The 2,353-nt window shown below is 58.1% G+C and carries 4 protein-coding genes; 1 reads left to right on the forward strand and 3 read right to left on the reverse strand.

The window, feature by feature from the left end:
* Nucleotides 1-26 precede the first annotated feature (26 nt).
* Complete coding sequence (locus tag AADJ04_RS17870; RefSeq protein ID WP_341240437.1) at nt 27-683, reverse strand: alpha/beta hydrolase; 657 nt, start codon at nt 681-683, stop codon at nt 27-29.
* 106 nt (nt 684-789) lie between these two features.
* Here AADJ04_RS17870 and AADJ04_RS17875 point away from each other — a divergent pair, with 106 nt between their 5' ends.
* Nucleotides 790-1,080, forward strand: a complete 291-nt coding sequence (locus AADJ04_RS17875; protein ID WP_341240438.1) for a helix-turn-helix transcriptional regulator — start codon at nt 790-792, stop codon at nt 1,078-1,080.
* On the opposite strand, the gene AADJ04_RS17880 is transcribed toward AADJ04_RS17875, so the two are convergent.
* Both AADJ04_RS17880 and AADJ04_RS17885 read right to left on the reverse strand, forming a co-directional pair.
* Entirely contained in the window at nt 1,065-1,550 is a 486-nt protein-coding gene (locus AADJ04_RS17880; RefSeq protein ID WP_341240439.1) for a hypothetical protein, read from the reverse strand. The two genes, AADJ04_RS17875 and AADJ04_RS17880, sit on opposite strands and share 16 nt — an antisense overlap.
* A gap of 27 nt (nt 1,551-1,577) precedes the next feature.
* The gene (locus AADJ04_RS17885; RefSeq protein WP_341240440.1) at nt 1,578-2,081 is read right to left on the reverse strand and encodes a hypothetical protein; all 504 of its coding nucleotides are present in this window, start codon (nt 2,079-2,081) and stop codon (nt 1,578-1,580) included.
* Nucleotides 2,082-2,353: the final 272 nt, after the last annotated feature.

Here is a 2,353-nt window from a genome sequence, read left to right on the forward strand (position 1 = left end):
CGTCTCTCTCATCTCCCGAGCCTACATCAGCTGCGACCGGCATTTGTGCAACAACGCCGTGTCTCGTGTGCCTGGCAGTGCTTGCAGCCGTCTTTGGCATGGTGATAGACCAATACGGGAACCTTGATAGCAGATAGATTCTGCCGTGGCACAGTCCCGGGGGTGTCGTACTTGACGACGCTGGAGGTCAGTACCAAACCAGCAATGGCCGTGTCTTGAATGTTGATTGCTGAGGCTGCCGCAGAAATCGTGCCGCGACTGGTCCCGACAATCCAGATTGGGGCACTGCTCTTCTCCTTCACAAAGTCCAGCACGGCGCGAACATCCGTCATATGCGTAGGCTCAGTGCGCTCTGCCCAGCCGAGTTCCATGTCATTGGGTCGGCCAAAGATGGCCACGTTGAACCCGTTGGCAATGAAATACGGCGCGGAACGTACAAGGAAATTTCCGCCAGTGGCTTTGCCGTCCTCAAACTTGCCAAAGCCACCAGCGCCGCCGGGAAACAGAAGCACAGTGGCTTTGGCTCCCTCCACCGTCTCCCAGAACAACGTTGTCTTGACTTCTGGTCGAGTAGGCACTTTGAAAAGCGTTCCTTCTGCTTGGGCGACGGCGCATAGCATCAACAGACTGCTTGCGATGGCAATACGGACTGATTTGTATCGATCTTTGACTTTCAAGCTCATCTTCCCTCCTTGAGAAACACTATCCGTTTGGTTGAGTTGCCGAGTTTGCCAGAAGCAAACAGATAGTTTGTGGACTGATAGAGTGTCTTTGGCAAGACTTCCCGCTATGAACCGGGTAGTCGTCAACAAGCCTCAACCGCTCGAAGCACGCTTCGCGCTGGAGCGCGACCGGGTGCAGGCAGCGTTCGGTTCCCGGCTGCGGGAATTCCGTGTGGCAAAGCAGTTGACGCTGGAGATGCTGGCCGAACGGGCCGACCTACATGCCAACTATGTGGGTGCGGTAGAACGTGGCGAACGCAACCTGAGCCTGTACAACATCTGGCGGCTGGCCAACGGGCTGGACTTGAGCGCGGAGGCTCTCATGCAGGAACTGCCCGCACGTCAGGCTAAGCTGTAGGCATTGCCAACTTCGACTGGAACGAGCTGAAGACGGTTGTGTGCATCGATCTGCGTCAGTCGGAAACTCCCGCCCTTCGAGAAGCGCAATTCCAAATGCCAGGGGCCGGGCTGACTTCCTCGAACCAACTGCGGCGACTCCAACAACACATCCCCTCGCATGGGAAGTTCCTGGTCGAAGTGATGTGACCAGTGAGCGCCTGCCGTAATGGGGAGCCAATCCTCCAGGTCGCAGGCTTCGCATACGCTTGCCCGGAAGGGAAGCACCGCTTGCGTACCTCCGAAGCAACCGAAGACGCTGCCATGGGGATGCAGCAAGTAGCGCGTGGGGCAATAGCACAGCAACGCATGGTGCTCGCACTCCAGGGCAACGGCACCGAAGTGCGCGTGCCCCGGCTGCTTCCGAATCTGCAGGTTATTCGATGCGGGGTCGCAGATACGCAGCGCCTTAACCGTCTGGCCTTGCAGCATGGGGAACAGGTAAGGCCCGCGCATGACTTACTTCCCGGCCTGCTTTTGCATCTGTGTCACGCCGATGTACCACGCCGGAGGCAGCCCAGCCAGATCCGCTGAGCCGAAACGCAGGTGCAATCGGCTATCAGCATGGGGGTACGGGTCCACCACATATGGTTGCGCAGTCTTGCCGTCGTTGGCCGTGTTGCGGTGGTAGACCGCACAGCGCCCCACTTCCCAATCGGCGTCGTAGGACACCATGACCAAGGCGACTTCCGGCAAATCGGCATAGCCCTTGGAACACTCTTTCCAAACAGTGGCGACAAGCCCGTGGGCTGCCAGCAGCTTGGCGATCATGTCGCCGTCAATCCAGGGGTAGTACGGGCCAGTCTTGGGCAATCCCATGGTCTCTGCTTGTCGCATGATCGAGTCCAGCGTCTTGCCGGTCAGGGTGGCAATGGCAGCGAAGGTGTCGTCATGCCGTTCTTGCTGGGCGACACGCTTGAATGCAGGCTGGAATGTGGTCGATGTGGTGGGTGTAGTGGCCATGAAGGCGCTCCTGTGCGTAGATTGAAAAATGACGCGCACGACAAAGCCAGCCCAGCCAATGACCGGATCTCAGAACAAGATGGGGTGAGATTGCTCTGCTGAACCGCAGAGGCTGAGAAGGGGTGCAGTGCGCACTGCCAGCCGCGTGCCGACAGCATCGGGTTTTGTCGCGGTTGCTTTTTCAGTATGACTCAGGCCAGCCTAAATCGGCACACTTTAGGGCGCGTTGAGAATCAACGGGAGTTGATAACCCCAGCTGCGAGATAGATCAT

Origin of the sequence: uncultured Acidovorax sp. (assembly GCF_964021665.1) — a bacterium.
Lineage (GTDB): Bacteria > Pseudomonadota > Gammaproteobacteria > Burkholderiales > Burkholderiaceae_C > Acidovorax > Acidovorax temperans.